The organism is Lysinibacillus sp. JNUCC 51 (genome assembly GCF_015999525.1).
Lineage (GTDB): Bacteria > Bacillota > Bacilli > Bacillales_A > Planococcaceae > Lysinibacillus > Lysinibacillus xylanilyticus.
In genome coordinates this window covers 3,987,710-4,012,564 of record NZ_CP065545.1, presented here as the reverse complement: position 1 = coordinate 4,012,564, position 24,855 = coordinate 3,987,710, and the positions used below count along the sequence as shown (strand labels likewise).

General features: G+C 35.8%; 23 protein-coding genes. 6 read left to right on the top strand and 17 right to left on the bottom strand.

What is annotated here, in order from left to right:
• Positions 1-126: 126 nt before the first annotated feature.
• Positions 127-636, bottom strand: a complete 510-nt coding sequence (locus JNUCC51_RS19310) for a GNAT family N-acetyltransferase (RefSeq protein WP_337989333.1) — start codon at positions 634-636, stop codon at positions 127-129.
• A gap of 280 nt (positions 637-916) precedes the next feature.
• Between JNUCC51_RS19310 and JNUCC51_RS19305 the strand changes: the two genes are divergently transcribed.
• From JNUCC51_RS19305 to JNUCC51_RS19295, 3 genes are all read left to right on the top strand, one after another.
• Positions 917-1,951 (top strand): YdcF family protein, encoded by a 1,035-nt coding sequence (locus tag JNUCC51_RS19305; protein WP_337989332.1) that lies wholly within the window; start codon positions 917-919, stop codon positions 1,949-1,951.
• Between the two features lie 485 nt (positions 1,952-2,436).
• Entirely contained in the window at positions 2,437-2,964 is a 528-nt protein-coding gene (locus tag JNUCC51_RS19300; protein ID WP_337989331.1) for a SpoIIIAH-like family protein, read from the top strand.
• A gap of 233 nt (positions 2,965-3,197) precedes the next feature.
• Positions 3,198-3,509, top strand: coding sequence for a hypothetical protein (locus JNUCC51_RS19295; protein WP_337989330.1), 312 nt, complete (start codon positions 3,198-3,200; stop codon positions 3,507-3,509).
• Between the two features lie 838 nt (positions 3,510-4,347).
• Here the strand turns inward: JNUCC51_RS19295 and JNUCC51_RS19290 are convergent.
• From JNUCC51_RS19290 to hpaI, 16 genes are all read right to left on the bottom strand, one after another.
• Positions 4,348-5,727 (bottom strand): aminotransferase family protein, encoded by a 1,380-nt coding sequence (locus JNUCC51_RS19290; protein WP_068983654.1) that lies wholly within the window; start codon positions 5,725-5,727, stop codon positions 4,348-4,350.
• A gap of 50 nt (positions 5,728-5,777) precedes the next feature.
• The gene (locus JNUCC51_RS19285) at positions 5,778-7,082 is read right to left on the bottom strand and encodes an APC family permease (protein ID WP_337989329.1); all 1,305 of its coding nucleotides are present in this window, start codon (positions 7,080-7,082) and stop codon (positions 5,778-5,780) included.
• Positions 7,083-7,589: 507 nt separating this feature from the next.
• On the bottom strand, positions 7,590-8,402 hold the full coding sequence (locus tag JNUCC51_RS19280; protein WP_337989328.1) for a response regulator transcription factor: 813 nt from the start codon (positions 8,400-8,402) through the stop codon (positions 7,590-7,592).
• Positions 8,403-8,632: 230 nt separating this feature from the next.
• Entirely contained in the window at positions 8,633-10,126 is a 1,494-nt protein-coding gene (locus JNUCC51_RS19275; protein WP_337989327.1) for an aldehyde dehydrogenase family protein, read from the bottom strand.
• Between the two features lie 248 nt (positions 10,127-10,374).
• Complete coding sequence (locus tag JNUCC51_RS19270) at positions 10,375-10,761, bottom strand: 5-carboxymethyl-2-hydroxymuconate Delta-isomerase (RefSeq protein ID WP_337989326.1); 387 nt, start codon at positions 10,759-10,761, stop codon at positions 10,375-10,377.
• 13 nt (positions 10,762-10,774) lie between these two features.
• Complete coding sequence (locus tag JNUCC51_RS19265; RefSeq protein WP_337989325.1) at positions 10,775-11,563, bottom strand: fumarylacetoacetate hydrolase family protein; 789 nt, start codon at positions 11,561-11,563, stop codon at positions 10,775-10,777.
• A 34-nt stretch (positions 11,564-11,597) separates the two neighbouring features.
• Positions 11,598-12,356, bottom strand: a complete 759-nt coding sequence (locus tag JNUCC51_RS19260) for a fumarylacetoacetate hydrolase family protein (protein WP_337989324.1) — start codon at positions 12,354-12,356, stop codon at positions 11,598-11,600.
• Positions 12,357-12,409: 53 nt separating this feature from the next.
• The gene (locus JNUCC51_RS19255) at positions 12,410-13,966 is read right to left on the bottom strand and encodes a solute symporter family protein (RefSeq protein ID WP_337989323.1); all 1,557 of its coding nucleotides are present in this window, start codon (positions 13,964-13,966) and stop codon (positions 12,410-12,412) included.
• A 4-nt stretch (positions 13,967-13,970) separates the two neighbouring features.
• Positions 13,971-14,324, bottom strand: coding sequence for a DUF485 domain-containing protein (locus JNUCC51_RS19250; RefSeq protein WP_337989322.1), 354 nt, complete (start codon positions 14,322-14,324; stop codon positions 13,971-13,973).
• Between the two features lie 63 nt (positions 14,325-14,387).
• Positions 14,388-15,830: an aldehyde dehydrogenase family protein gene (locus JNUCC51_RS19245; RefSeq protein ID WP_337989321.1), complete on the bottom strand. Its 1,443-nt coding sequence runs from the start codon at positions 15,828-15,830 to the stop codon at positions 14,388-14,390.
• Positions 15,831-15,863: 33 nt separating this feature from the next.
• A complete protein-coding gene (locus JNUCC51_RS19240; RefSeq protein ID WP_337989320.1) occupies positions 15,864-16,760 on the bottom strand; it encodes a cytidyltransferase in 897 nt (298 codons plus the stop codon).
• 21 nt (positions 16,761-16,781) lie between these two features.
• Positions 16,782-17,255 carry a flavin reductase family protein gene (locus JNUCC51_RS19235; protein ID WP_337989319.1) on the bottom strand — a complete coding sequence of 158 codons (474 nt, stop codon included), beginning with the start codon at positions 17,253-17,255 and terminating at the stop codon, positions 16,782-16,784.
• Between the two features lie 23 nt (positions 17,256-17,278).
• Entirely contained in the window at positions 17,279-18,262 is a 984-nt protein-coding gene (hpaD, locus tag JNUCC51_RS19230; protein ID WP_337989318.1) for a 3,4-dihydroxyphenylacetate 2,3-dioxygenase, read from the bottom strand.
• Positions 18,263-18,288: 26 nt separating this feature from the next.
• Entirely contained in the window at positions 18,289-19,761 is a 1,473-nt protein-coding gene (gene hpaB, locus JNUCC51_RS19225; RefSeq protein WP_337989317.1) for a 4-hydroxyphenylacetate 3-monooxygenase, oxygenase component, read from the bottom strand.
• A gap of 27 nt (positions 19,762-19,788) precedes the next feature.
• Entirely contained in the window at positions 19,789-21,306 is a 1,518-nt protein-coding gene (hpaE, locus tag JNUCC51_RS19220) for a 5-carboxymethyl-2-hydroxymuconate semialdehyde dehydrogenase (protein WP_337989316.1), read from the bottom strand.
• 70 nt (positions 21,307-21,376) lie between these two features.
• Positions 21,377-22,303: a 2,4-dihydroxyhept-2-ene-1,7-dioic acid aldolase gene (hpaI, locus tag JNUCC51_RS19215; RefSeq protein WP_337989315.1), complete on the bottom strand. Its 927-nt coding sequence runs from the start codon at positions 22,301-22,303 to the stop codon at positions 21,377-21,379.
• A 132-nt stretch (positions 22,304-22,435) separates the two neighbouring features.
• Between hpaI and JNUCC51_RS19210 the strand changes: the two genes are divergently transcribed.
• The 3 genes from JNUCC51_RS19210 to JNUCC51_RS19200 all read left to right on the top strand — a co-directional run bounded on the left by JNUCC51_RS19210 (position 22,436) and on the right by JNUCC51_RS19200 (position 24,847).
• Positions 22,436-23,332, top strand: coding sequence for a LysR family transcriptional regulator (locus JNUCC51_RS19210; RefSeq protein ID WP_337989314.1), 897 nt, complete (start codon positions 22,436-22,438; stop codon positions 23,330-23,332).
• A gap of 541 nt (positions 23,333-23,873) precedes the next feature.
• Positions 23,874-24,065, top strand: a complete 192-nt coding sequence (locus JNUCC51_RS19205) for a hypothetical protein (RefSeq protein ID WP_337989313.1) — start codon at positions 23,874-23,876, stop codon at positions 24,063-24,065.
• A 176-nt stretch (positions 24,066-24,241) separates the two neighbouring features.
• Complete coding sequence (locus JNUCC51_RS19200; RefSeq protein ID WP_337989312.1) at positions 24,242-24,847, top strand: stalk domain-containing protein; 606 nt, start codon at positions 24,242-24,244, stop codon at positions 24,845-24,847.
• Positions 24,848-24,855: the final 8 nt, after the last annotated feature.

Genomic DNA, 24,855 nt, shown 5'->3' with positions numbered 1-24,855 from the left:
CTCTCTAACTAAATTATATCAAACACGAAATATCCAATAATTCTCTATATAAAGGTATCAATAAGTTGTAATTGTAATTACTTAATTTCCTTTTTATACAATTACAACTTATTAAATATACATTAATTATATTTCTGAAAGTTGTATTGAATATATATGATGAATTTTATTAAAGATAAACGACTCCTTCTCTTTCTTAAGACCATTTTTTTCAGCTACACGAATTGATGGTCCATTTTTAGGGTCTATAATACTTATTAATCTTTCTTGTCCTAAATGTGATAATCCATACTCCATACAACCTTTAGCTGCCTCAGTTGCATATCCTTTAGACCAATATTTTTTATGAATATGGTAGCCCACTTCCATTTCAGTTTTTCCATCAACTATTTGTTTAATAAGTCCACAATCTCCTATTAATTCATTCGACTCTTTTAAACATACAGCCCATAAACTATAACCATCTTCTCGATATCTTTGTTTATTTTTCTCAATCCAGTTCTTTGTTTGTTCTAAATTGAATGGGGATGGATAATATTTCATTGTTTCTTCATCTGAAAAAATTGAATATAGGACAGAAATATCATCATCATTTATCTCTCGTAATACCAATCTTTCAGTTTCCATAATTTTCAATACAGTCTCCTCCTTAAATATGTTTAAATTATTGGCCCAATTCTAATTTTAGAAGAATAAGCACCAAATACAAAATATATACATTTATTATAATTCATGTGAACAATTAACAATATTTTTTAAGGTTTATGTAAGGATTAAGTAACAAGGATGTAATTTCAAAAAACTATGCTAACATATAGAAGCTTTAATAAAAAACAATATCCCAGTATTTCCTTTAGTGGATATTTTTTTATAAAATAGAACAATCAATAATATATAGTCGAGGTGTAGGGTTTTGATGTATTTTGGGATTATTCCGCTTATCCTATTTTTTATTTTTCTGTATTCTTACTTGAAAGATCCTAGAAAGATAGTAAATGGCTTTTTATTTAATATTTTTTTCTGTTCATTTCTTTTATTTTGTACGTTTATTTCATTAGCATCTGAAAACAATAATATAAAGCTTTTAGTTATTATTCCTTTAATGGCACTTTTCTTTATTATACCTTTTGGAATTGTAGCTTTAATGTTCGGTCTATTTCTTAATGCAAGAATTTTAATGAAAAGAGAAGGAAGACGCTTAGCAAATTCCTTAACTTTAATAGTAGCTATTATTATTTTATTATTTATTGTCATGCCTATTATTAGTCCATCCAGTTTGTTATCAAATATATTTCAACCTATGTTTGGTGGAATATCGCTTATTATTTTTTATTTCTTGATTCATTTATCAAACTTTCTATCTGCATATTTCCTCTATCAGTTTAATAGACCAAAGTATAACCAAGATTTTATCATCGTACTAGGCAGTGGTTTAATTAACGATAAAGTACCACCACTTCTTGCAAGTAGAATTAATAAAGCTATTGAGTTTTATCAGAAACAAGCAGCGGTTACCACACCTCCAACAATTATTTTCTCTGGAGGACAAGGTCCCGATGAAAATCTACCTGAAGCGGAAGCGATGCAAAAATACGCTCTTGAAAAAGGGATCCCTTTTGAGCATACTATGCAAGAAAATCGTTCCGTAAACACCTATCAAAATATGTTATTTTCTAAACAGGTTATGGATACGTTAAAGCCTGATGATAAATACAACAGTATCTTTACAACAAATAATTTCCATCTTTTCCGTGCTGGTCTATACGCTAGACAGGCTGGTCTAAATAGCCAAGGTATCGGCTCAAAAACTGCATTTTATTATTGGCCCAACGCAATGGTTCGTGAATATGTTGCAATTGTTGTAATGGGACGGAAAAGACATATGAAGGTTGTTGGGGTAGTTCTCGGAATTTCTCTTTTCCTCTCTTTAATCGGCTTATTATTCTTTTAGTTATATATTTAATCATCAAAAGGGTACTTGAATATTTACTATTCAGTGCCCTTTTGTTAATGGGTGACAATAGTATTTTTCCCTGCCGTCACAAACGGGACATGTATCAATACGTTCATGCATACACCCATTTTAAATGCGCAGGCAAAACTTAGTTTCGATAATTTAAAACGCCTTCAACAAATAGGGCAGACAAAATGAGTTGTTTTCGTGTAACAACCAGCATATTTATAAATAAAAATAAAGGCTAAGATTAAAACAAGTAGTGTTTAAATTATTTCTGGTTTCATTTTTTGGATTCCCTCTTTCTTAGGAATATAATCACTTCAAGAGGAGGCTCTTAATTACTTACTTCTTGCCATGAAAATAATAAGCCATACTGCTATATATTTTCTTTTTACTTTTTGAATTTCCTCACAAAACAAACATTGAAAAGAGCATACATAATAGTATTTCACCAAATTTATTGATGGGGGGGACAGTGAATGCACCTACAAAAAAAATCATCTTGGTTACTTGCATTATTAACTCTAATAGCGGTTATTTCAGTCTATTCTTTGATAGATTCACCAAAACAATCAAAAGAGGGGCTTATACTCACAGAAGATGCAGATCAAACAGAAGTTTTACAAAATGTAGCAAGGGAAGTATCTTCTTCTCCAAGCTCTTTATTTGAAGAAGCCCGCCTACAAGTTAGTAATGGACGAAACCATCTTCGCCAAAAATTAACTCAACAAATTACGTCAGATAATTATTTTGCTGAAGAAAAAATTAAGGCATCTATTGAAATTGATACTCTCAATAAAGAAGAATCCACAGAAACGATGCTTGAGATGAAAATTAAAGCACTAGGCTATCCCGATGCTTTAGTACAAATAGAAGGGGAAGAAATTTCTGTAACAGTGCTGGCAAAGGAACTATCAAAATATCAAGCAAACGATCTTATCTATCTGGTAAAAAAAGAATGCGAGTATGCAAATGTACAAGTTAAATTCGGTGCAAGTAATTATTAAACTCTAGAGAAAAATAGCTTTCAATATTTTAACGTTATTGATAATCGTTTTCATCGCTCAAAATAAGTGGCTTTTTTATCGTTACAAACAAAGAAATAATATTTTTCAAGTTTATAGCCCTTCTCTCTTCCCTTCTTCCACATACCCTAGCAATAAAAAGAGGGAAATTTGTGTGCAAAAATAATTTCAATAGTTCATCTTCATGAAAAGACTGTAATAACTTAGGACCATTTGTGGTCACAGATATTAATTGTATCAATTCAGAAATGGGGAATGGCGGAGAAAATCAAGGTAGTTCAATAATTCCCTTCTCCTCTGGAAGACAAACAGTCGTTGAAAATATACTTGGCAATAGACTTGCTAGTCTCATAGGTTTTGGTTCTGCTGTAGACCTTGTACCTATTGCAAATAATACGATTAATATAACCGGACTTTTAAGTGAAGCCTTCACCGTCCCACGTGACGGAAATATTACTGCTATTTCAGCCTCATATAATGCACTCGTGGGGCAAGTAGAATCAGGAGCTGTGACAATCCGTGCTTAAATTTTTCATGCACCTGTAGGAAGTAATACTTTTACTGGTACAAGTGCTAGCGTTGATTTCGTCCCATCTATCACAGAACCTATACCCGTTGGCCTTTTAGTATTTGCATCGGCTACTATCCCAGCAGTACCAGTAACTCCTGGAGATCAATTATTAATGGTATTTTATATTTCATCTGTACCAGGAGAAACTGCAGTTGACATTATTATTGGTAATGCGAGTGCAGGAATTAATATTGTTTAAAACACAATCACGTTCTCACTCATTCTTGATTCTTATAGAATTGCTTTATTCAGATCAATCTAAATTATGACTTAGCCGGTAAACCTTTTAAGGGTTTATCGGTTGTTTTTTTAGGATATTTTGATTTTATCGAGCTTCATTTTTTTATGTGGTGGAGATTTGATAAATAAATAAACATAGAAAAACCCTCCATTATTGAATGTATGGAATATTTAAATCAATTATATTGCTGCACAATTGCATGAGAATTGCTTGGCGGTCATTTTGGTAATGCAACAGCGTATCTTCTTCTTCATTGACTACTTCTTAAACACCTTTCATAATAATTTTTAATTATTCTTCAGGTTTTACTAACACACTAACAAGACTTGCAATATTATTCCTAATATTGCAAGTCCTATAAAAAAACGCCCCTTTGGATTTACCAAAAGGACGATTCATCTCGTATTACCACCTTTAATCTATAAGAAACTCACATTGCTCACCTATATAAGTATAGTAGTTTTACGATACTGCACCACAGAATTACGGGTGCTTAAACGAGAGAGCCTAATAAAGAAATCCTATTCGGTTCATATCATTTTGCTAGCGTAAATTAAATTTGTTTTTCAAACCTTTTAAAAGCCTCAGACATTCTGTTAATAATCTCTTCAACCTGTTGGCTTGTAATAATTAGCGGTGGGGCAAGAGCAACCGTATTTGTTCCCTTCCAATCGAAGTAACGTAATTGCAGCCCTAAGTCCATGCATATATCTGTATACAGAGCTGCGGCGTGTATCGACGGATCAAATGAGATGCCGTTTTCAGGATCTTTAACTAGCTCAATACCGGCAAGTAGACCAAGACCTCTTACATGCGTTATATGTTTATGACTGCTTTCGAGATACTTAAGTCCTTTTAATAATTCTTCACCGCGAAGTCTACTATTCTCAACAATTTGATCCCTTTCTAATATCTCAAGTGTCTTCAAGCCAACTGCGCAAGCCATTGGATGTCCACTATATGTGAAGCCATGGAACATCATTTCATCGGATTGAATAAATGCTTCTCTTACCTGCTCTCTCATAATTACGGCACCTAGGTGGGCGTAGCCACTTGAGATTCCTTTTGCAACACAAAGAAAATCAGGTACAATGTTCCAATTATCAACACCAAAGGTCTTTCCGGTTCTACCAAACCCACAAATCACCTCATCTGCAATAAGCAAAATGTTGTGTTCGTCGCAAAGTTCGCGAACAGCTTGAAGATATCCGTCAGGTGGAAACCTTACCCCGCCTGCGCCTTGGATTGGCTCCAGAATGACAGCAGCTATGGTGTCGGATCCTTCTGATTCAATTATCCCACGAATAGAACGCGCGTAATTTGGATCAGTTTTGTCACCAAGTTCTGCATTTAGAACATGCGCTGCAGCAGTAAGGAAGTTCGGAGCATTGGAAGTCGTAAATTTGTTGAATCCCTCAATTCCGGTAGCACTTGTTGCTCCTACTGTAACCCCATGGAATGATTGTTCAAGGGAAATAATTTTAGTTTTCTCTGGCTGACCTTTTACTTTCCAATAAAAACGGGCTAGTTTAAATGCAGTATCATTAGATTCCGATCCTCCCGATGTGAAGAAGCAAACATTCAAATCACCAGGTGCTAATGAGGCCACTTTCTGTGCTAAAAGGATAGCGGGCTCATTGGATTGTCCGCTGAATGAAGAGCTGTATGAAAGTTTTAACATCTGCTGTTTTGCTACCTCAGCAAGCTCTTCATTCCCATAGCCAAGGTTAACATTCCAAAGCATCGAAACCCCATCAATACGCTCTTTCCCCTCTATGTCTTTCAGATAAATTCCTTTGCCTTCTGTAAAGATTGTTGAAGGCCCTGATAAATAATGAGCTCTTGGTGGTGTTGTTGGATGCAAATAATGTTTTTTATCAAGTTCTGATAATTCTAATTTACTTAGGTTTTTCCTCTTTGTAACGAATTGCATATTTTATTCCTCCTTTATTAGACAAATACTATTAAGCATTGTTCGTTTATTTAACTAATATTCTGCCCTTCTATATCTGTTAAGAGTTTCTTTGATTCTTTTGAATACAAGGATCGAATCGCGAAATAACAAGCACCAATCCCCATCCAGGTAAATCCAACTATTTTTCCGGTTGTTGAAAGCCCCCATAAAATATAAAGACAAACCAACATCCCTATTAACGGAATAATCAAATATTTAACGATATTTTTTTGCTTATTTTTTAAATAGTAATGATTAATTACACAAACATTCACGAAAGCAAATCCTAATAATCCACCAAATGCAACTAAGTCGGATACAATTTGCAGATTCAAAGATACTGCACCAATAATTCCGATGATTGACATTAATAAAATATTATTAACCGGTGTTTTATACTTTGGATGGATATAGCTAAAAAATTTTCGAGGGATGACATTGTCACGCCCCATCCCCAAGAGCAGACGACTTGAAGCTGATTGGCTTGCTAAGGCACTTGCAATTCCAGATGCGATAATCGTAAGTGTAATATAAGTCTGGAGGAACCCGCCCCCTATAGTCTCTAAAACGTTGAAGAAGGCTGTGCCGGGATTATCAATAGCTAAATAGTTTCCTACAAGAATCACTGCTAAATAAGTTACGGAAACATAAAATACTGTTTGAATGACACAGGTAAACAAAATGGCCAAACCAATTTTATTCCCCCCTACGTTCGTCTCTTCGGCCAAGGTTGTTATAGCATCAAAACCTAGGTAAGCGACAATCACAATAGCTGCCCCACCAATAACCGCTCCTATTGAAAATGAATCACCATCATAAATTGCCTTATAGTTTATAAAAGCTAAATCGCCCGTTATAATAAAGTGACTTGCGCTGAAAACAAAGGCAATCACCGCGATAATCATGAGGAGCACTAAAACTAAGTTCAACTTAGCTGCTATATCAATTCCAATCATATTTACAATCGTGATTGGGATAGCGAAAATGAGCACCCAGCCCCAAACTGGAATGCTTGGTACAAGAGCGTTTGCAAAACTTGCACTGATTAAAAAAGTTAACATGGGTATCAACAGATAATCAAGGAGCATTCCCCATCCAGCTATAAAACCTATTTTAGGGTGTAGCGCTTTATGGGCGTAGGTATAGGTTGAGCCCGCAACTGGGTAAGCTTCAACCATTTTACCGAAACTGTACGCCGTAAATAACATTGCAACAAAACCAAGAACATATGAGAGGACAGAATGGCCCTGGGATACCAATGTGATAATTCCAAACATTGACATCGCTGCAACTGGTGCCATAAAGCCAAGACCAAAAATAACTAAATCACGCATCTTTAAACTTCTTTTTAGGCTTTGCCCATCTGATAAAATTTGAATGTTCGCTATTGATTTTTGTGTTTCTATAATCCCTACCCCCATTGGCGTTATTGTATTTTTTTGTATTTACACAAAGCGTTATCCTCCATATTCAAACCATTTCATTCAAGTCAACCTAGGCATGCTTAGTCTAACTGTACATTTTAGATTTTAAGTTAATAGACTCAAACGTTCTGCCTAACATAGCCTCAACCCAATCACCATTAATAAACAGATGTTATTTCGTCGTTCATCTGACTCCCCTCTTTTGTTTTGTTAATTTCTAATTTTTCCCTTTAAACTGTAGTAGGAACAATAAGCATTCTTTATATTAATTTCAGAATATCAGTTTAAGATTATTTAATATTGTAAAAATCGGAACATTCTAAATTTTATACCAAAACTATTCCAATATACTCATGCCAGGCGCACGTAAAAAGCAATTACTTAAATAAGTAATTGCTTTTGCTATACAAATATTATTTAGCTGGTTTTCAGGCAGCTTTTTTGCCCAGTTAATTGATAAGGTGTCATGTATCCGAAATTCCGAAACTCATGAATCAAATGGGCTTGGTCATAATAACCATTCTCATAAATAACATCATTTAACGTATAATGGGTTGTCCTTAGAAGCATATTTAGTGATGATTGGAACCTTACTATTTGGCTAAATAATTTTGGGGAAATTCCAATATGGTCTTCAAATAGTTTTCTTAAATATCTAGTTGAATATCCTACTTCTTCTGCAAGTTGAGCTATGGTAATATTACCTCTTTTCGCGTATATATTATATAATGCTTGTTTTATTAGCTTTGATGATTTGTCAATTTCAAAAATTTGACTTCTCAATATTTCATTGAATATATTGACTCTCTCCGTAAAACTTTCGTCGGTTACTACCTTTTCTATGATATTAGTATTTACAGGAAACATTTCATTTAAGGAAACTTCTTTATCAGTAAGGTCTTTTATACCGAATTTCTTAATATCTAGGCATGGTAGAAAACGAATCCCAAAGTATGTACTGTTTGGGAGAAGGTTAATCACTCTACTTTTAGTAACGCTTCCACAAATATTACCGTAATGCTGATCACAATTAATGAGAATATCGATACACCCATCTGGGATAACGGAAATTTGACTACTTTCCCCTCCCATTTTAAATTGGTAAAACAGAATAGATGGTTGATTTGGTATAATTCTTACTTTTTGTTCAGTATAGTAATCTGTCTGAAATTCAAAGTCAGGCTGAGACGGCAAGTAACTAATTATTTTGGAATTTAAAGAACTAATCACTTTATACCCCCTTAATTAGTAAGCGCTTACAAATCAATGCTTAATATTTGATTATTTCCTCGATTAATCAAATAACAGCTAAATCAACGGTTTACTACTTTTCTTACATTAAGGGTTGATCCTCATCTACGTCTACTCTCTGGCTCTCTGTTTACAGATTTTCCGAACGAGGAAGCCCATTCTAGATGAAACCCGTTCGGAAAATCTGTAATTTAAATTTCGCTACAATCCTAAAACGGATAATCTAATTTACTCGTCTGTACAGATACCCATTTCGCAACAGTAAACTCCTCTACAATCCACTCATATCCAAAACGCCCAATTCCACTTTGTTTCACTCCACCAAATGGAACATTTCCTTCTAGCACTGCAGGCATATCATTTATATGTGTTGTACCAGATTCAATCTCAAGGGCTAATCTTTCCCCTCTTTCTAAGTCACCAGTTATAATGGAAGAGGATAATCCATATTCTGTGTCATTAGCAAAACGAATGGCCTCTTCATCACTTTCAGCCGGAATAATTTGTGCCACAGGACCGAAGATTTCACAAGTAGCAAGACTTGAATCATTAGGTACATCAACAAATACAAACGGAGAAATAACATTCCCTGTACGGACACCTTCTACGGCAACTTTTAATCCACATTCCTTTGCTTTATTAACTAAGTCCATGATTTTATCAGCTTGTTTTTCATTTATAACAGGTCCAATAATTGTGTTAGGATCCTTAGGGTCTCCTACTGTTAACCCCTTTACTTTTTCTACGTATTTAGTAACAAATTCATCATAAATATCTCTATTAACAATAATTCGGTTTGTAATCGCACAGATTTGGCCACTATGCAAAAACTTCCCAAAGATAGCGGCTTTCACTGCTTGTTCAACGTCGGCATCTCTTAAAACTATTAAAGGATTATTGCCTCCAAGTTCCAATGCCATTTGTTTTAATGTTCCGCCTGTTACCTTATTAATATGTTTTCCTACAGCCGTTGATCCTGTAAAACTGATAAACGAAGAATTCGTATTTAACAGGAATTCATCTCCTGATTCTTGAAGGTCAGTTAAAATTGAATTAAACACTCCAGCAGGAAGTCCTGCTTCTTCGAAAGCCTTTGCAAAAACTTGTCCACCAACTATTCCAACTTGGAGATCTGGCTTATGAACAACACTGTTCCCGAGAGCAATGGCAGGGAAAATTGTTCTTGTTGCCATGTTAAATGGAAAGTTAAAAGGTGTGATGGACGTAATAACACCTAAAGGTAATCGATATACACGGCTAACCTTTCCTGGTGTAGTAGATGCATAATTTTTGGGTGTATATATTTCATCAACCATATTAATAGCATCTTTTATGTCACTAACCCCAAAGCCAAACTCAATATGAGCTTTAAGTAGTGTTCCACCTGTTTCACGTGTAATTAATTCCAAAATATGCTCTTTATTTTTCTCTAAGTAGTCTAATGCTTTCGTTAAAACCTCTTTTCTTTGTTCTGGGGTAGATTTAGCCCATTCCTTTTGTGCTACTTTGGCTTTGTGATAAGCATCTTTTATTTGCTCTACATTCGCTAACTCTACAGTTGTAATTGTTGACTGATCATATGGATCTTTTATTGCATAAGTTCTTTTACTACTACCCTCTACCCATTGACCCCCAATATAACTTTTATTTATTTTACTTGCCCATTCAATGCAGTTCACATCTAAAGCCAGATTCTTTGTCATTTAAAGTCCCCTTCCTGAAATGAACATCTATACTTAACGCGATGTAACCTAAATTGTAAAACGGTATTAATTATTTTTTATTGTAAAAAGCGGACCTACCCTTACAAAACAGATTCAATCATTGTTTCTTATTTACCCTATGCAAATGCAAAAGTTCTGATCAATAACATAAATGGCGCTTCTATAACTTCTGTTTTTTTTATTACAATCAATCTATTACCTTAAACGCAGATTGACTTTCAACCCTCTTACTTTTTAAAACGCTTATGAATATTGTTATGCTTGTAAGTACCTTCCTCACTGAATTCAATCAATTCCATAGATAATGCCAAATATCGCCTAGTAAATAGATCAGCAAAATGATCCTTGATTACTTCAAATAGTTCGTCACAAGTTTCTTTCTTATTTTTAGGCGATCTTCCCGCCCCAATTTTTAATATAGCATGAACAAATGCATCGTCTTCTGCTCCATCTGCTACTCGGTAATCTTGAAGTTCAACGGCTCTTGATCGAATTCCTCCAATCGGAAAAAGATGACTACGGCTAATCAAAACATCATTCACTTTTTTAAGCAAATTAGGAATGTCTGCTTCTTTCTTTATGTTATCGGTATACTCAACAATAAAATGCGGCATGTTTTCATCCCTTTCATTGACTAAAAATAGCGTTATCACTTTCAATTCTTAAGAAATGTTTTTCACTAATAACGGTATTTACTAGTCGTCCCACTCCTTCAATTTCAGTAATAACTTCATCTCCTTCCTTTGTATCAACTAGACCCTCAGGCGTACCAGTAAGGATAATGTCGTTTTTATTTAATGTCATAAAACTACTTAAATATTCAATTAAATGCGGAATACTAAAAATCATATCTTTCGTTGTGCCTTCCTGAGTAACTTTTCCATTTACATAAGTACGCAATGTAAGATTCATAGGATCTTCAATATCTTTTGCATCGACTAGCCATGGACCGATTGGTGTACAAGTATCTCTATTCTTTACTTTTAAGTTCGGACGATAATAGTTTTCTAAATAATCACGGATGGCATAATCATTTGCAACGGTATATCCTGCTACATAATCATAAGCATCTTCACGTTTAATGTTAGTCCCGGAACGCCCAATGACAACTGCAAGTTCACATTCATAATGCATATTGGTAGCCTCAGCCGGTCGGTAAGTCAGACCTCGATGACCAATAAAAGTATTAGGACCTTTTAGAAAAACTAAAGGTTCTGTTGGTGCTTCAAAAGCAAGTTCCTTTGCATGATCTACATAATTTAATCCTAAAGCAAAAACGGTTCTAGGTTGGACAGGTGGTAGCCAAACCACTTCCTCCTCAGAAACAATTTGTCCATTATCTAGTTTCAGGTGACCATCATTTGTTTCAATTGCATGATGAATGACGTCCTGAAATACTACACGTGCATGTTTCATAATAATCGCGCTCCTTTACAAAACAATAAGATTCTCATTTAACTGTATTTTCTAAATAACCGATTCCATCAATTTCAATTCGTACCCGATCTCCCTCTTTAACAAGCGGGGGATTTTCAGGTACCCCAACGAGTAAAACATCTCCCTCATACAGCGTCATAAATCCAGAAATTTCAGAAATTAATTTTGATACAGGACGAATTAAATTGGCCGTTGTATTCTTTTGTTTTAATTCATCGTTAACGAATACAGTAATCGCCAACTTATTAGGGTCAGAGATTGCATCACGTTCAATAATCCATGGACCTACAGGGCAAAAGTTATCTCTCGCTTTTTGTTTAATAGCTGGACGATAAAAATTCTCATGTGGAATACTCACATCATTTACAATGGTGTATCCTAATACATGATCTAAAGCTTTTTCTTCTGTTACACGCGTAGCATTTTTCCCAATGACAATGCCTAATGAGGCACCTATTTGCAGATGAGATGTATCCTCGGGTAATGGAATTGAAGAGTTAAATCCAGTAATGGTGTTCACCGGTTTTATATATAAGACAGGCGCTTTGGGAGGCTGTTTATAAGGTTCTTTCGTTAACGATGAACCTAATGCCTTAAGCTCGCCACTATAATTTAAAAAAGTCCCATATACCGTACCCGAAATTGGCGCCTCCAAAGAGGACTGCTCTACTGTTAAATTTCTATCATCAAGAATGATTGTATTGCTTTGAGGATCTACCTCCACTTCTTCTGTGTGAAGGGTTTCACTATATTTAATGATTGCCTTACTCATAACTATTCACTCCTCTTATAAACTCGTAAATTCAACTGATGATTACTTAAACACTAATGATTAACTACACCTTTAACATCATTACCCATAGTCGACTTAACGATGATTTCTGGAAAATTATCCTCTACATTTTTTGTCTTACGAGCCCCTATAAATGTACCAATATAGCAGCCTAAGAAACCTAACGGTATAGAAACAATTCCTGGTGATGCAAGAGGGAAAATAGGATTACCAGTAAATAAGGCTACACCTGGTTCCAGATTCCAAACATTTGGACTTAACATAACCAGACCAATTGTGCTAATTAATCCTATAAGCATCCCAAAGATTGCTCCAGTTTTGTTGAATTTTCTCCAAAAAATAGTTAATAAAATAACCGGTAAATTCGAACTCGCTGCTAATGTTAGAGCGATTGATGATAGAAAGGCAACATTAAAATTTTGAAGAAATAGTGATAAGGCAATGGCGATAACAGTGATGAAAATCGATGCAAGACGTACCATAAACATTTGCTGTTTTTCGGTTGCTTTCCCGTCTTTTAAAATTTCGTTATAAAAGTCATGGGAAAATGCTGTTGCTCCCGTAACCACAATTCCAGCAACAACTGCGAGAATAGTAGCAAAAGAAACCGCAGAGATGAAAGCAAACATAAAATCTCCGCCAATAAACTTTGCTAATAATGGTGCTGCCATATTGCCTGCTGGGTTAGCCTCTATAATATTCGAAGTTCCAACTAGTTTTGCTGCTCCAAACCCAAGGAAGATGACCATAATGTGGAAGAGTCCCATGATCCACATAAGCCAAACAACTGACTTTCTGGCAACCTGAGCATTAGGTACAGTTAAAAAGCGAACTAATACATGGGGTAGACCCGCTGTTCCAAGAATGAGCCCAAGTGTTACAGAAGCTGCATCCCAGCCGTTTTTATATTTTAAGCCTGGGTTTAAGAAATCGATTCCAAAAGGAGTGGCTGTTTTCATATCAGTAAAAATGCCAATAAAATTAAAATTAAATTTCCACATAACCATTACAAACATAATAAAGGTTCCACCTACTAAAAGAATGGCTTTAATAATTTGAACCCAGCTTGTTGCGGTCATTCCTCCAAACAAAACAAAAGCTAACATAGCAATACCAACAATAAGGACTGAAGTATTATACGGAATACCTAATAATAATTTGAATAAAGCTCCTGCAGCAACAAGCTGTCCAAGCATATAAAAAACGGAGATGATTATTGTATTGAAGGCAGTTACACCTCGTACTTGTTTAAACCTAAATCGAGCAGTAATCATATCACCTAACGTATATTTACCAAGATTCCTTAATGGTTCTGCTACTAAAAATAAAATGACAAGAAAAGAAACAAGAGCACCGTACATGAGGAAAAATCCGTCATACCCCGTTAAAGAAAAGGCTCCAATTAATCCCAAAAAGGTCGATGCAGACATAAAGTCTCCAGCTAAAGCAAGACCATTTTGCCTAGCAGTCAGACCACCTCCAGCTGTGTAAAAAGAACCTGCCGTTTTTGTTTTTTTGGAGGCATAGTACGTAATGAAAAGTACCCCTATTGACATGAGTACAAAAAGAAGAATAATATCCCATCCCATATGTCTACAGCCCCTCTTTTACTAAGATTTGCTTTACCTTTTCGTCAAGTTCAGCAGACTTCTTTACATAAACACTACATACCGCAAATGACATAAAGATAATTGAAATACCGTAAACCCACGCCAACGTAATGTCTCCTATTACTTGGACATTTAGTATATTTGTAAACAAGGCTAGGAATGGTAAAGATAGTGAATAAACTAAATAAAAAATTGTATATGGAATAATAAACTTTTTCTTATATAAAAGTAGTTGTTTAAAATCCTCCGAAGCGAAAATTTTGTCATAATCTATTTGTTTGTTGTCTTGTTGTTCGATGTCTTTTTTTACACTACTCTGTTCTTTTACTAGCTCCAAATTGATAGCACCTCTTTCCTAATATTTTAATAGGGTTCTTAAATGCTTCTAATTCTTCGATTTTCAATTTCTATTAAAAACCACTAGTTTTAGCTCTGTCATTTCCTCTACAGCATATTTTATTCCTTCTCTTCCAACTCCACTTTCCTTCACACCTCCATAAGGCATGTTGTCTACACGAAACGTTGGAATGTCATTAATCATTACGCCTCCAACATGAAGGTTTTCAGCTGCAGTTAACGCTGTATGAACATTATCCGTGTAAATTCCCGCTTGGAGACCATATCGTGAATCATTTACTTGCTCAATTGCTTCCTCTACAGCTTGAACTTTATTGATGATAACAATTGGAGCAAACACTTCTTGACACGAAACTTTTAAAGAAGACTCTGCATTTAATAATACCGTTGGCAGTAGAATATTCCCTTTTGCGATCCCCCCAGTTGCTACTTCTGCTCCATGTTGTTTCGCCTCATGAATCCAATCTAAAGTACGTTCCACATCTTCTTTAGAAATAAGCGCTGAAACATCCGTACGTGGATCTAACGGGTCACCAATTTTGAGTTGTTCAGTTGCTTCAACGAATTTTTGCACAAATGTTTCGTACAAACTCTCATGAATATAAATTCGTTGTACTGATATACATACTTGACCTTGGAAAGAAAAGGCTCCCTTCACACAACGATTAATAATTGAATCAATATTGATTCCTTTATCAATAATAACGGCAGCATTTGAACCCAGTTCTAATGTCACGCGCTTCAGCCCTGCTTTGTTTCGAATACCAATTCCAACAGCTGGGCTCCCCGTAAATGTAATAGCTGCAATTCTATCATCGGTCACGATTTTATCCCCTACGACTCTTCCGCTTCCAGTAATAACATTAAGAGCTCCATTAGGTATACCAGCCTCCTGTAACAACTCTGCTAAAAAGAAAGAAGATAGTGGAGTTTGACTTGCTGGTTTTAATACAATTGTATTTCCTGCGGCAATGGCAGGCCCTACTTTATGGGCTACTAAATTCATCGGGAAATTAAATGGAGTAATCGCTCCAATAACCCCAATAGGTTCACGCACCGTATATGCTAATCGTTTTTCTCCACCTGGTGCAGCATCCAATGGAAGTGTTTCTCCGTGAATTCGCTTTGCTTCTTCAGCAGCAAACTTATACGTTTGTATTGTCCGTTTCACTTCATCGATTGCAGTAGCAATTGGTTTAGCTGCTTCTAAAGCGATAATTTCTGCAGCTTCATTTAAACGCTTCTCAAACAAAGCTACCAAACGTTCCAAAATAGCTGCACGTTCGTGAGCTGGCATTTTAGCCATTACAGTTTTTGCACGAAATGCAGCTTCAATTGCCTCATTCACTTCTTTTTCATTAGCCTTAGGAATATATGCAATAACATCTCCAGAGTATGGAGATGTTAGAGATGCATGTTCAGTGGCTTCTTTCCATTTACCATCAATGTATAAGTTTTTCTTTCTTGCTTGCACTTTTAAATTCATATTCTACTCCTTTCTGTTATAGCCCACTATTAATTAGATCACTAGCTCATCTTTTTTCATGTATTCATTCATTCCGTATGACTCATTCTGCTTGCCATATTTATAATCTAGCCACTTTACCTTAATGTGCTTCTTGTATGGGTCTACAGAACAATCTTTTAGTTGTATTAATAATGAAGAGTGTTGCTCATTTATAGAGATTTGGTGGCAGGTTCCATCATAATTATGACCGTCTATTTCAACTTGAATATGGTAAATACCAAGTTTAGGCATTCGGTAGCTGTTTTTTACTATTAATTTAAGAAATTGATGATTTTTATAAAAAAGGGAACTTTGATTCACTTCTCCACTAACTTCATAAAAATCACCAAGGTACATAGGTATCTTTTGCACATGACCTTCATCAAGCAATTTTCGGATTGCTGTTGAGCTAATTTTTTCATCATCATGTTGGATCTTTGGAACAGTCGTTACTTCCAAATTTCCGGGGATATACTCCGATAACGTTTTCATATTACCGAGTCCTTTATAGCCATAATGATAATCAAAGCCTGCTACAACATGTATACATCCAAGTCCTAAAATGTATTGTTCAACAAAATCATTAGGAGAAAGACGGGCAAACTCAGGGCTAAACTCAACAACAAATAACTTCTCAACACCCAATTTTTCAAATCGATCTTCTTTCAAAGGAAGCGGAGTTAAATAAGTCATTGGCTCCATATGAGGAAAGAGTATATCTTTTGGGTGCGGATAAAAGGTCATAACACCAAAGGCGCATTGTTTTTGCACAGCAATTCGTTTTGCTGTTTCAAGAATTCTTTGATGACCGATGTGAACGCCGTCAAAAAAACCAAGAGCCAAAACACAAGCTTCCATTTCAGTGAACGTTGATTTATCAATTGAACTTTTGATAGTAATTGTCTCCATCGTTTGCCCTCTCCTTTTATGTTAAGTTAACTGCGGTGCAGCGATCTGGCCATATTTTCCTGCAAAGAATGTCAGAGGATTTCCTTCACGAAGGACAATATCTTCTACTTCTCCAAGGAACAGCGTATGGTCACCAGCTACTTGCTTTCCATATACATTACACACAATGTTAGCCAGTGCATCCTTTACTACAGAGATTTCGTTTAGCTGGTCAAATTCTGGTTCACGCTTTTCTTTGATCTGGCCAGCGAATAACATCGAAACTTCTTGCTGATCTTCCGATAAAATATTCACCGCAAATTTACCGGAGCGGTTAATTTTATCCAACATCTTTGCATTTTCTTTAATCGATATTAGTACGAGTTTCGGGTTTAGCGACACTGACATGAAGGCATTTGCTGTCATGCCATGAGGCTCTCCATCAATGTCCGTTGTAATAACTGTTACGCCGGTTGCAAATTTACCCATCGCATCTCGAAATGTACGATCATCCATTGAAATTCCTCCATTCTCTTTATTTAAATAACAAGTTCTGGTTTGCGCTGTGCAAGGTTTGGTGCCTTTGATTGAATTTGTTCATTCGTTTCAATATCTAAAAAAGGAGATGTTTCATTAAACCAACTGTCCGGTGCTTTTGCACCCCATAATGTTTGACGACGTGGGTCATTTAAATCCCATCGAATTGGTTCGAAGTCATTGTCACTTGTTAAGTAATCTCCGTTATACAGCTCAATGCGATATCCATCTGGATCTCTTAAATACAAGAAGAACGCGTTGGATAAGCCGTGGCGTGCTGGACCTCTTTCAATGTTCTCTGAATAGCCAAGAGAAGCTAAAACATCGCAGCAGTGAATTAGAGCAAGTGGATCCGGTAGCCAGTAAGCAAAGTGATGAAGACGCGGACCATCTCCGTTCATAAAGGCTTGATCATGCACGGTCTGTTTGCGGTGGAGCCACGCAGCCCAGATACTTCCATCTTCTATAGTTGTATATTCAGAACATGCAAAGCCTAGTTCGTTGATAAAAAAGTTGTAAGCTTTTTCTACATCCGGTACAGCACAGTTTACGTGGTCAATCCTCTGAATTCGTGCCCCGCTGTATAAATCGTAGCGCTGAAGTAAGCGCTCTGCTTTTTCAATCTTGCAGAAAAACTCAAGGGGCATCCCTGAAATATCATGAACATGCAGTGCACGCCCAAGAGCATGCTGTGTACCTTCCTTCAGCCACTTTGTTTTTAAACCTTTTGATTGAAATAATTCAGCCAGACGGTCAAGATCTTCTTCTTTTGCTACTTTGTATCCGAGTGCGTGTACCCCTAACGTCTCGGACTTTTTAAGAACTAAGCTATGGTGTGTGTGTTCTTCAAGCCCTCTCAAATAAACACAGTCATCCTTTGTTTCCGTTTCAATCATGCCGAGCGCTTTTACATAAAAATCTTTTGAACGGTCCAAATCCTTCACATTTATAACAGTTCTGGCAATACGAATGATATTGAAATCCATACTCCTCATCTCCCTTAGACGATTAATTAGTTATTTTTAACTAACGCTTCTGATCGATTCAAAAATTCTTTCACACGATCAACATATTCCTGTTTGTCATACCCGTTATAAAGCGTACTTGCCATTCTAACTGGATCTCCGAAGAAGAAGCGTTCATAAAGTGTTTGTCGAGTACCGAATGAACTGATACATACATCCCATGCCAAACGATAAAGTTTCACACGATCATAAGCATCTCCAGTGGCTGATTGTAAATACTTATCAAGATCCGGACGAATTTCAGAATTGAAGTCTGATTCTGATGGAATCGCCATTAAGCCACTCGCGCCCATTAATTGCATAATTTCTGTAAAGCGAGGGTAAATTTTCGGGAAGTAATGACGTGCTGCATTTAACGGTGCAAATTCAGGTGTCATAGTTCCCCATCTATCCACTTTTGCATTTGCTTCGGCAGCAACGACATATGCTTTCATTGTTTCAAGTGCAATAATTACCTCAGAGATTTTCTCCTGTATATGTTGGTATTGGCCAATATTAATTGTCTCTGCCATTAATTGAAGAATTCCAAGTACAAACTCTGTTTTCGCGATATTCTTTGATACAACTTGATGTGTCATATGGACAACTGCATTGCTTTCATTGTAGGCCTGGTTACACACATTCACATCACCAAGGGCAAATATTCGATTCCATGGAACGACAACATCATCAAACACAACAATAGTATCCATTTCTTCAAAACGAGATCCTAGTGGATGGTCGAAATGAGACTTCCCATAATCAAAAGATTCTCGACAAATAAATTTTAAGCCCGGCGTGTTATTAGGAATAGAAAATGCAAATGCATATGGATTTTCTTCAGCTGATTGTTTTAACAAAGTAGATGGGAATACCATGATTTCATCCGTAATACCACCTTGAGTAGCCAGTAATCTTGCCCCTTTAATAACGACCCCTTCAGATGTTTTCTCTTTAATCCGTGCTGCAATATACGGATCTGGAAGCTGTGCTGAATTTACTCCTCTATTGACTTGAGGCTGAATCAATGTATGTGTTAAAGATAAATCATTTTCACGGCAATACTCATAGTAGTTGGCCATGTTTTCAGCATAGATGGAGTCTTGCTTTCCAAACATTTCTGCAGCTGAACCATACGCCATCATCCCGACATTAATGTAATCAGGGGAACGTCCCATCATGCCACCATTATATTTCGCCCATTCTTGCATCATTTTGCGACGTGTCACCAATTCTTCTTTTGTTTTTGGCTGAATAAAAGATGTACCTACCCGTTCACCAGTTGTTGGAGATACATATGTCATGTAATCCTTTTTGTCTGGATCATGTTGCAAATCGTAAAGTTCTGCCTGAGTTTTCATAACTCCTTTAAAAGCTGGATGTTCAGAAATCTTTCCTTCTACTTGTTTGCCATCAATCCATATATTTGCCTGTGCATTATCAACTCTTTCAATATATTGCTCTCCTGTTTTTGCTGGCATTATTGTTTCCCCCTTAGAAAATAGTTTTTACTTCCCAAATTGCGGAATATGATGGTCACCTATAGCGACATGGACTACTTTTGGTTCTGTATAGAATTCAAAGATTGCGTAATGGCCACCCTCTCTTCCAATTCCACTATCTTTCATACCGCCAAATGGAATTCGAAGATCTCGTACGTTTTGAGCGTTTATCCAAAGCATACCTGCTTCAATAGCATCCGCCATACGATGTGCTCGCTTTAAATCTTTTGTCCATACAAAACCAGCTAGTCCGTAAGATACGTCATTTGCCATATGAAGTACTTCTTCATCTGTTTCAAATTCGATTACGGCCATAACGGGACCAAAGATTTCTTCCTGACATACTCTCATATCATTTTTCGCATTTAATAAAAGTGTCGGTGGGACAAAATTACCTGCCTTTACATTCTCCGGAACCACTCCCTGAACTACTTCACAACCTTCTTGTTTAGCAATTTCTATATATTTTTTTACTTTGTTGTAGTGACCTTTTTCAATGAGCGGACCAAGCTCAGTTGATGCATCCATCGGGTCACCGATTTTAATGTTTGCGACACGTGCTTTTAATTTTTCAACAAATTGATTTTTAATATTTTTATGCAAGAATACTCGAGAATTGGATGTGCAACGTTCCCCGTTAAAAGAGAAAATCCCCCATATTGCTGCATCTAGAGCACGTTCAAGATCTGCATCATCAAATACAATTAAAGGTGATTTCCCACCAAGCTCCATCGATGTTTTCTTTAAAGTATCCGCAGAGTTTTTAATAATAGTGGAACCTGTAGTCGTTTCACCTGTAAATGAAATCGCTTTCACATTTGGGTGAGCAACAAGAGTAGCACCTGCTGTTTCTCCAAAGCCATGAACGACATTAAAGACTCCATCCGGAACTTTAGCTTTATGAATAATTTCAGCTAATTTATTTGCAGTCAATGGTGAAAGTTCAGCTGGTTTTAGAACAACAGTATTTCCAGTTGCTAATGCAGGCGCTACTTTCCAAGTCTCTAACATGAATGGGGCATTCCATGGAGTAATTAACCCTATAACGCCTAATGGTTTATAAACTGTATAATTAATGAATTCATCATCCATTGGGTAAGATTCGCCATGCAATTTTGTCTCAACCATTCGTGCGTAGAAACGGAAATTTTCTGCAGCACGTGCGGTTTGATTTCTTGTTTGGCTAATTGGCAGACCTGTATCTAGTGATTCTAAGAACGCAATTTCTTCAATCTCCTCATCGATGAGATCTGCAATTCTATTAATATATTTCATTCTTTCTTTCAATTTCATCTTGCCCCAAGGACCATTCTCAAACGCTTCTTTTGCTGAAAGAACTGCTTGATTTATATCCGCTTCACGCCCCTCAGCGATATAGTTGTTTATTTCATTGGTAAATGGATTTTTATTTGCAAAAGAAGCACCTGATTTACTGTCGACAAACTGTCCATTAATATAGAGTTTTACATTTGCTACTTGCTTGTGTACGTGATTTTTTTGAGTCTCAGTTACTTGAACCTGCATGTTATTACACTCCTCATCCTTCTCTTACTCCTGTAACAAGGAGTAAGAGAATTTTTTAGATTTTGAATGATTATTTAGTTACAATCTCATTTGATAAAATTCCATATTGATTTAAAACTTCACGAATCTCGTTTTGAAGTGCCTCAGATGGTAAATCCATTGGCTTGCGTAAAACTGGCGTAATTTTACCCATCATGCCCAGCGCTGCTTTTACTGGTCCAGGGTTAGTTTCTTTGAATAACACATCATTTAATGTCATTAATTCATAATGAAGATTTAAAGCTTTTTCAGCGTCGCCTTCCTCCCAAGCATTGTGCATTTCCGCTACTTTCGCTGGTGCAACGTTTGCTGTGGCGCTAATAGAACCTTTTCCACCGATTGTTAACATTGGGTAGCAAAGAAGTTCAATTCCTGAGAATAGACTAAAATCTCTCCCACAATTTAATAGCACACGATTGACATGTTCAAAATCTTTATTTGACTCTTTGGCACCAATAATGTTCGGGCAATCTTCAACAAGTCGAGCCATTGTTGTTACTTCCATATTCACACCTGTTCTTCCAGGTATGTTATATACAAGAATTGGAATATCCACGGCATCTGCAATAGCTTTATAGTGTTTATATAATGCTTGCTGGGAAGGCTTGTTATAGTATGGAACAATGACCATCGCGGCATCTGCTCCCATTTCTTGAGCAGCCTTTGTTAACCTTAGCGCTTCATTATGATTAACTGATCCCGTTGCTGGTATAAATGGAACTCGTCCGTTAATCGTTTTACTTGCTGTTTCCATCACAAGCTCTCTCTCTTCAATCGTTAGAGAACTAGGTTCTCCAGAAGTCCCGGTTACCGAAATGCCATGGCTCCCACTCTCTATTTGCCAGTTAATTAAATTTTCAAATGTCTGTAAATCTAAACTTTCATCTTCCTTGAAGGGTGTAATAACTGGTGCAATCGAACCTTTTATACTTTCTTTAGCTTTTCGAATTCTAGACATTTTATCGTCTCCTTTTTTACCTTTTCATGGAATCATTTTCAAGATTAATGTATCATTAAGTTTGTAATATTTAAAATATTTAAAATGTTTGTAACGTATATAAAATAAATATGCTTTCTAAGGAGGATTTTCATGGATATAAGACAATTGCGATACTTTACCACTATTGTTGAAGAAGGCCAAATTACTAGAGCAGCAAAAAAGTTACATATGGCCCAACCCCCCCTTAGTCAACAGCTAAAAGCGCTGGAAGAAGAGCTTAGTACTCTTTTGATAGTACGAAATGGAAAAAATATAGAACTTACAGCAGCAGGAAAAGTGTTGTATAAGAGAGCTATCAATCTTTTAAGTCAGATTGATGAAACAATTATGGAAGTGAAAGAAGTAGGGGAAGGTCTTAAGGGTACATTATCAATTGGATCTGTAAAAACATGCTTTTCTCACTTACCTGAACGCATTCGTTTTTTCCGAGAAAAGTATTCAAACGTAACATTTCGTTTATACGAAGGGGATACCTATCGATTATTACAAGATTTAAGAAATAGGCATATTGAGGTTGCTATAGTCCGGTTACCTTTAGAGGCAGAATCAGATGACTTGTCCTCACTGCCATTACCTCCGGACCATTTTGTAGCCGTTATCCCTGAGACTTGGAATTATGAAAATACATTAAGACTAGATGAACTTTCAAGTATGCCACTAATGTTGCTACAACGTTTTAAGGGTGTTGGTCAATACGAACTCGTTATAGAAGCTTGTAGAAAATATCACTATGAACCAAATATTGTCTGTCAATGTTCAGACGCTGCTATGATTATGTCCCTAGTTAGAGAAGGTGTCGGTGCTTCCTTACTTCCAAGGTCTGTCTTACGTTCATTTTCTATGAATGGCCTGAAAATATTGGAGCTTGAAGAACTTAGTATTCAATCAGATTCCGCCGTGATCTGGTTGAAGGACCGTTACCTTTCAAAAAGTGCTATTAAATTTATTGAAACTTTTGAGAGGGAATACAGTTTGAATACAGTCTAAATATCTATCTCACCAGTAGAATGACTCGAATAATTTCATGATTGTATAAATCATAAGTGTTGAATCAGTTTTTCGGACATTGACGGTGAGATATTGTGCTGCCATATAATTCTCAACAGCTGTGAAAAATATGAACAAAGTAAGCTATCCAATTGCCACAGATGTGATACCACGATACTTGGATCACCAAGATTCTGAGAGGTTTACTTTGAAGACATCCTGTAAGACTAGTAAGTAAAAAAGCTTTGTATGAGGCTACAGAGCTACTGAGACAAACCTATAAAAAAATATTTAAACAGATTACTAATTAGTTGTCTGTTTTCATCACTGACATTATTCGGACGATTCGGTATAGTTTTTCAAAGACATATATTTCAAGGAAGGAAGTTTGATTACGACTTATAGTAACGGTCGATTACAATGTAAAAATTAAGCCAAAAGGTTTTTCAAACTTCATTAATACAGGTGGTTGAGATTCGAAGAACAGTAAATATTCTACATTTATAATTTTGGAATCCTTTGAAGAGAGGTGTATTTAAAAATGGTTTCTATGGAAGATTTGAGTATAATGTTAACGATCCTTCAAGGTGCTTATGGATATAAAGGTTTTACTGAACAAGTTGGCGAGAATATGTATAAGGTTGATTTGAAAGCTTTTCAAAAAACAATAGAAAATGCAAAAGAACCAATTGACGCTAGTAAAGTTTCAGAGTTATCATCTAATCAAAACTAAAAGTTACACAAAACACGTAATTGATGAACTAGTGAACGCATTTGGAATAACAGATATGAACGAATTAGTGATGATAGTAAATGATGAGGAAACAGATAACTAAATTGTTTTTTTGTTTTTATGCTGTACAAATCTTATTAAATTTCCTATTATAGTTAAAATAGGAGGGATTTAATTTGAAAAAATCAACAGTTATATTTAGTGTATTTATTTTACTTTTAACTTTTAGTATGGGCGCTTACGCTGCAACTAAATACAATTTTACTTTTGACGGAAAAAAACAATCTATTGATGTACAGTTAATTAATAATAAGGCATATGTACCTTTAAATGATGTTACTGAGCTATTTGGAGGTAAAGTAACTTACGATAGCAAATCTAAAACGTATGCTGTCACATCCAATACTAAGGGAACTTCTATTACCCAATCTGAATTATCACAAACTATTAAAAATGTAACAGTTAAAATTGACAAAGTAATTCAGGATTCAGATTCTTTAAAAATTTATGTTACATATGTAAATAACTCTAAGGATGCAATAAATACTAGTGATTCTTTGACTAGGGTTGTTGCAAATGGAAAACAATACAGTTACAACACTGACTTCAATTTTAAAAGATGGTATAAAAAAGATGTTCCTCATACTGATTCATATATTGAACCAGGTGTAACTGCCGAAAATGTGATTTTCTTTGAACCTGTTAATGCTGATTCAATTAACATTGCATTTACTGCTAACTGGGAAGACTACAGATTTAATAATGTAAAAATTACAAAATAAACTTTCTC